Source organism: Calothrix rhizosoleniae SC01 (assembly GCF_900185595.1).
GTDB classification, from domain to species: domain Bacteria; phylum Cyanobacteriota; class Cyanobacteriia; order Cyanobacteriales; family Nostocaceae; genus Calothrix_A; species Calothrix_A rhizosoleniae.
On record NZ_FYBH01000136.1, the window covers coordinates 1 to 6620 of the forward strand.

Sequence of the window (6620 nt, forward strand, 5' to 3'; positions counted from 1 at the left end):
CCCACACTGTGACCCATTACCACTGAAGGTTTTATTCCCCAGGATTCCCATAGTTTATACAGAGCATATTCAATTGCAAATAAAGCTGGTTGGGTATAAGCTGTTTTGTCAATGATTGAATTATCTATATTTTCTGGATAAATTACATCTAAAATGGATTTTTCTAAATAAGCTTTGAGAATTTCATTGCATTTTAATATAGTTTCACGGAAGACTGGTTGGGTTTCATAAAGTCGTCTTCCCATATTTATATACTGGGAACCTTGTCCAGTAAATAAAAAGGCTATTAAGGCTGATTTATTATTAGTAGCAGTGTGTCCTTTAAATACACCATTAACTTCTTCTTGAGCACTAATTAAAGCTAATTTATCAGTTAATTCTTGTTTGTCAGATGCAATAATTGCTAGACGATGATTGAAGTGCGATCGCCCTGTATTGGCAGTGAAACAAACCGAAGCGAGATTAGCTGTAAAAGACCCATCCTTTAAAAGATTTTCATACTTTTGAACCAATTCTGATAATGCCTTTTCATGCTTTGCTGATAAAGCTAAAATGTGGTGCGAGCGTTCTATTAATTGGTTACTAACTGTTAACTTTTGACTGATAACTGATTCGGGGACTTCTTCTAAAATAATATGAACATTTGTTCCGCTTACACCAAAAGAACTTACTCCAGCCAAACGTCCTGTTTCTTTCGATTCCCAGGGAGTTAATTGTGTGGGAACCCCAATCGGTAATTTCTGCCAAGGAATATAAGGATTTGGCTGTTTGAAATGGAGATGAGGAGGAATTTGTTGATGCTGCAAACCAAGAACCACCTTCATCAAACCTGCAACTCCCGCAGCAGATTCAAGATGACCAAAATTAGTTTTCACCGAACCAATTTTTAAAGGTTGATTCTCTTCTCGCTGTTGACCAAACACTTCTCCTAGAGCTAAAACTTCAATGGGGTCTCCCAAAGATGTACCAGTTCCATGAACTTCTATATAGTCAATCTGAGATGGTTCGACTTTGGCATTTTTCAAAGCTTGCTCGATTACAGCTTGTTGAGCTAAACCATTTGGAGCAGTTAAACCATTGCTTTTACCATCATGATTAACCGCCGAACCTCTAATTAAAGCAAAAATCTGGTCTCCATCAGCCACAGCATCCGATAAACGCTTGAGTGTGACAATTCCACAACCCTCTCCTCTACCAAAACCATCTGCACAAGCATCAAAAGTTTTGCAACGACCATCTGCAGAAACAGCTTTGAGTTTACACAAACCAATAATTGGTTCGGGGGTAAGCATTAAGCTCACACCACCAGCTAAAGCTAGATTACATTCTTGCAAACGTAAACTTTGACAAGCTAGGTGAATTGATAAAAGTGAAGAAGAACAACTTGTATCTAAAAGTACAGCCGGCCCGTTGAAACCAAAAACATATGCTAAACGTCCTGCTGCAATACTACGAAAATTTCCTAAGCTATTGTAAGCATCAATTTTGGTTTGATCTGTAGAATTAATACTGAAGCGAGAATAGTCATCATAGGATATCCCCATAAATATTCCAGTTGGACTACCTTGAAGTTTTTTTGGTGATAATCCTGCATGTTCTAATGCTTCCCAACTCACTTCTAAAAGCAATCTTTGTTGAGGATCCATAGCAATAGCTTCACGGGGAGAAATCCCAAAAAATTCTGGGTCAAACTGATCTACTTCCTCAATAAATCCTCCTTGGCGAGTATACATTTTGCCAGGAACATCTGGATCTGGATTATAGTAATCCTCTATATCCCATCGTTCTGGAGGAATTTCACTAATGCAATCAACTCCGTTTTTTAAGATTTGCCAAAAGCTGGAAGGGTCTTCCACTCCCCCTGGGAACCTGCAACCCATACCTACAATCGCAATCGGTTCATTCTTTTGTCTTTCTATTTCTTCTAATTGAATGCGTGCTTGTTTGAGAGCTTGGGATATCCGTTTTGAGAATTCCATCGACCCATTTTGTGATTTAATCTCCTTCATCTCAATCTCCTTCCTACAATAATTTTTCTAATGCTGCTAGTTCTTCTGTAACGGATATCTCAATTTCAGATTTGAGGGGTTCTTCTGGTTTAGATTTAATACCCGTATTGTTATTTTCTTCTTTGATTATTTTATTTTTACCAACTAAGTATTGAGCTAAGGATTCTATAGTAGTAAAGTTCCATAAAATAGTTGCGTCCAAAGAAATTTTTAGCCAGTTTTCTAAGGCTTGTACTAACTCCACTGCCAAAATCGAATCCATCCCGTAATCTGCAAATGATGCTTGACGATTAATACCACCGACCTTGATACGTTTTTGTTTGGCTAACCATTTTTCTATCCAATTGGCAATATTCTCTTGTTGTTGATAATCGTTATACTCTATAACAACATCTGAGTTTTTCTGATGATTATCTACAGGCTCTCTACGCAGAGATTCATTCAGCTTCTGGTCTTTGACTGGAAAAATTTGTTCTGAATCACCAAATTTTTCCACTGCAAATTGAGGATTAATAATTTGCTGATTTGATTCTTCACTAGTTTGCTTCTGGCTAATACCATTTGCCAAATTTCTTAGTTGATGCAAATAACCAAGGTTGGATAGTACTGAATCTGCATCTACTCCAAAATCAATTAAACAAGCAATTTCATCAACTCCAATTTCTCTTAGCTCATCCACCATTTTCAAACAACTAGAAGGTGTCCCAAATAAAGCTGTTGTCTGAAAATATCTTTCAAAAGCATAAGCTAATAAATTTTCCCGCTGAGTCGATGTTAATTTCTCTAGATCTTGTGAATTATTTTTCCATAAATCAATGGAACTTTCCAAATATTCCATAAATGGTTGCCGCACTACCTGACGAACAAATTCGAGGTCATCACTGACAAAAGTATGTAACATAAAAGTCACATGACCAGTATCTGGTTCGTAACCATTTTTAGCTCTTGAATCTCGATATAATTTTATTTTTTCTGCTAATTCTTCTATGGGTTGAAAAAGTAAAGCTGTTAAAATATTGGCTCCACTTGCTCCTGCTTCAATAAATCTTTCTTTTCCTCCACTACAAGTAATCCAAGTTGGTAATTCTGGTTGTTTTGGTAAGGGATATATTTTTATTTCTGTTTCTTCTCCAATACCATTAGGTAAATTAATTGATTCTCCTCGCCACAGTTTCTGCACTGTTTTGATACCATCAAACATTACTTGAGTTCGGTCAGTGTAATTTTCTGGAGCCAAAACAAAGTCATTAGGGTTCCAACCTCTAGCAAAGCTCAGATCTACTCTACCCCCAGATAAGTTATCGACTACAGACCATTGTTCGGCAACTCTAACTGGATTTTGCAATGGTAAAACAACGCTACCCGGTCTAATGCGAATATTTTCGGTTACCATTGCCAAGGCAGAACCTAAAACTGATGGTTCTGGATATAACCCCCCAAAGGGATGAAAATGTCGTTCTGGTATCCAAACTGCATGAAAATTATTTTGATCCGCGAATTTTGCTCCTTCTAGCAGAAGTTTATATTTGTTATCTGTAAATTCAGCTTCGTTACTAGAAAAGTAAAGTAAGCTAAATTCAATTTGTTTCACTGCTGTGAGAGCTTGATTTACAGACCTTGTTAAAATGACATTTTTTAAGGTTTTATCAATAAACTTTTGACGACAAGCACTGCGCTGAATCTTACCACTCGAAGTTTTAGAAATACTTCCTGGTTTAAGTAAAACTATAGTATCAATAGCTAATTCGTGTTCTAGTGATACGGCTTGATTAATTGCTGCAACAACTTGTTCCGAAGTTAGTTTACGTACATAGATACGCTCAACTTCCTGAACCACTACTAGCCTTTCTTCTCCTTCTACTTCTACAGAGAAAGCAGCTCCACAGTTAGGTCGTAATGCTTCATGACTCTTTTCAACTGTTAATTCAATATCCTGGGGATAATAATTACGACCTCTAATAATAATTAGATCCTTGAGCCTTCCTGTTACAAATAGCTCTCCATGATTGACAAATCCCAAATCTCCCGTACGAAGAAATGGACCATTCCCTGTATCCTTAACATAGGCTTGAAAAGTTTCTTTTGTGGTGTCGGGTCGATTCCAATATCCAGCAGCTACACTTGGACTACTAACCCAAATCTCTCCTACTTGTCTTGGACTACAATCTGTTAAAGATTCTGGGTTAACAATAATTACATTTGTGTCTAAATAAGGATTACCACATCCTACAAACACTCGACTTTCGGGAGAGTAAATATCAGTTTCTACTATCAAATTTTGCTCTAAATCAGTAGCTTTTACTCCCTGAGTTAGAGGTGATTTATGTTTTTCTCCACCTGTTGTAAACAATGTAGTCTCTGCCATTCCATAACAAGGATAGAAAGCACTATACTTAAAACCACAAGCAGCAAACTTTTCACTAAATTTCTTCAGAGTTTCTCTTCGTACTGGTTCAGCTCCATTAAAAGCTAAATCCCAACTGCTTAAGTCAAGGTCAGCTAAATCTTCTTGCTTAACTTTGTTCACACATAAATCATAAGCAAAATTGGGGCCACCACTAGTAGTTACTCTATATTTAGAAATCACTTTTAACCAACGTATTGGCTTTTGCAGAAACGCCACCGGAGGCATCATAATACAGGGAGTTCCCAGATACATTGGATGCATCACCTGCCAAATCAGCCCCATATCATGGAACAAAGGTAACCAACCAGCAGAGATAGTCTTCTCACTATGCTCAAAAGCAGTCTCGATCATCTGCTGGTTGTGGATGATGTTTCCATGAGTAACCATCACTCCTTTGGGAGTTCCTGTAGAACCAGAAGTATATTGTAAAAATGCCAAGCTATCTGGTGATACTTCCGTCTCTAGAAATTCTTTCCCATTGCTTTCAATAGTATCTGTCGCAACCAATTGTAAATGGTTTAATTCTGCATAACTTGACCACTTTTGTTCAATGTCAGTCAATATCGATGTAGTTGTCAGTGCTATAATTGGTTGAGAATCATTGACGATGGAAAGTAATCTAGATAATTTCTGATTGCGTCTGGGAGGGTAAACTGGAACCGCTATTACCCCTGCATATAAACAACCAAAGAAAGCGGTAATAAATTCCAACCCACTATGATATAACAGTAAAGCTCTTTCTCCTTGTAAGGATTGGAGATGAGATGCGATTACTCTTGCTTGCTTGTCTAATTCTCCATAAGTTAGACTAGCTGATTCTGTTTCTCCATCCTGGAGAAAGATGTAGGCTTTTTCGTTGCACTGATTTTGCGCTCTATAGCTAAGAATTTTCAATATAGAAGTATTCATACTTGTACTTGTGTCATTTTTCGCTAAATACATTGCTAATCAAGTTATGCTTATCTCTATTTAAATGGTGATAATTTCAACTTGCAAAGCATTTACAAATAAGTAATAATACTTAAAATGTAGCCAAGGATCGAGATCACAAACACTATTTTTGGTACTGCGTAAATGCAGGATGAATTTATATTTTTAGATCAGAATAAAAATCCTTCCTTTGCGTCTATCCTACCCTGAGAGAAGCCACTGCGTATCTACGGAAAACAGCTCTGTGCTTAATGTGTGAGTAAAAATTATCCCCTTAATCAGCAACGCCCTATTTTTAAGCTACCGATGCCTACGCCTCATATTCAAGTACATGGATCATTGTGACTAGAAGAACTATATCAAAATATAATTATTATACGTTTTAGTACTGTTTACTACAGTGTAAATACTTATGAATGAATATTTTACTTAACTACAGTATAAATACTGATGAGTATATATTCCATTTAAAAATATCACGAATGTCTATATTCTGTCATATTGAATGAACAAAGGCAATTTGTTAGCTTGGAGCAATCCTCCGACCGATAATTTACACTTTTTATTAGGTTTACATCTTGCATCAGTAAAAAATTATAGTTGTAATTATTACTACTTATATTCTACATACTAACTATCACAACTTCATAAAATACCAAATAAATAATTACCAACTAATTTCCTCCTCCTTAATTCCAGATTATGCGCGAATTAATGTCTTTAGGCTAAATTTGTTCTATATTATACAAGTAAATCGTTGCTTTTATTTTACGAGTATCAGTGTTTATTACAGGTACTATTACTTAAAATAGTGTTATGGTATACATAAAATTGAGGTATACAGGAAATAAAATTTATTATTCTGGCGTTGCATATGTAGAGGTGCTAAAGATACATACTCTAACTTCCAATTAGTGCATTTTTATTGTCATCAACAAATCCATCTTAGGACATCATAGAGATACTGATTTGCCCTCAGTTGAATACTTGGAAAACTTATAAATCCGGTTCTGAGGGAGAAAAGAAGTAGTAATGCTTATGCTCTACCCGACTACGTTCACTATTCACCAAATTTAGAACAATGATTAATATATTTACAAAAATTGAATCTAACGTTCGTAGCTATTGCAGAAGCTTTCCGGTAGTTTTTACTAAATCTATAAGACATCAAATTTTTGATACCAATGGAAATGTCTACATTGATTTTTTGAGTGGTGCTGGCTCATTGAATTACGGACACAATAATCCTCGCTTAAAAGAAGTATTGATAGACT

2 protein-coding genes and 1 pseudogene are annotated in these 6620 nt (G+C 36.1%); 1 reads left to right on the forward strand and 2 read right to left on the reverse strand.

The annotated features are described in order from the left end of the window. Nucleotides 1-2009: type I polyketide synthase (locus tag CALSC_RS08200; RefSeq protein ID WP_143288189.1), on the reverse strand; the 2009-nt coding region annotated here is incomplete at its 3' end. 13 nt (nt 2010-2022) lie between these two features. Beyond that, nucleotides 2023-5325, reverse strand: a complete 3303-nt coding sequence (locus tag CALSC_RS08205; protein ID WP_235006724.1) for a MupA/Atu3671 family FMN-dependent luciferase-like monooxygenase — start codon at nt 5323-5325, stop codon at nt 2023-2025. Nucleotides 5326-6427: 1102 nt separating this feature from the next. Between CALSC_RS08205 and CALSC_RS25815 the strand changes: the two are divergent. Beyond that, nucleotides 6428-6620 (forward strand): annotated as a pseudogene (locus CALSC_RS25815) (diaminobutyrate--2-oxoglutarate transaminase); the annotation flags it as partial.

What these genes read in the sequence shown, in the direction of transcription:
- CALSC_RS08205 (WP_235006724.1), bottom strand. Translation starts at nt 5,325, where the DNA reads ATGAATACTTCTATATTGAAAATTCTTAGCTATAGAGCGCAAAATCAG.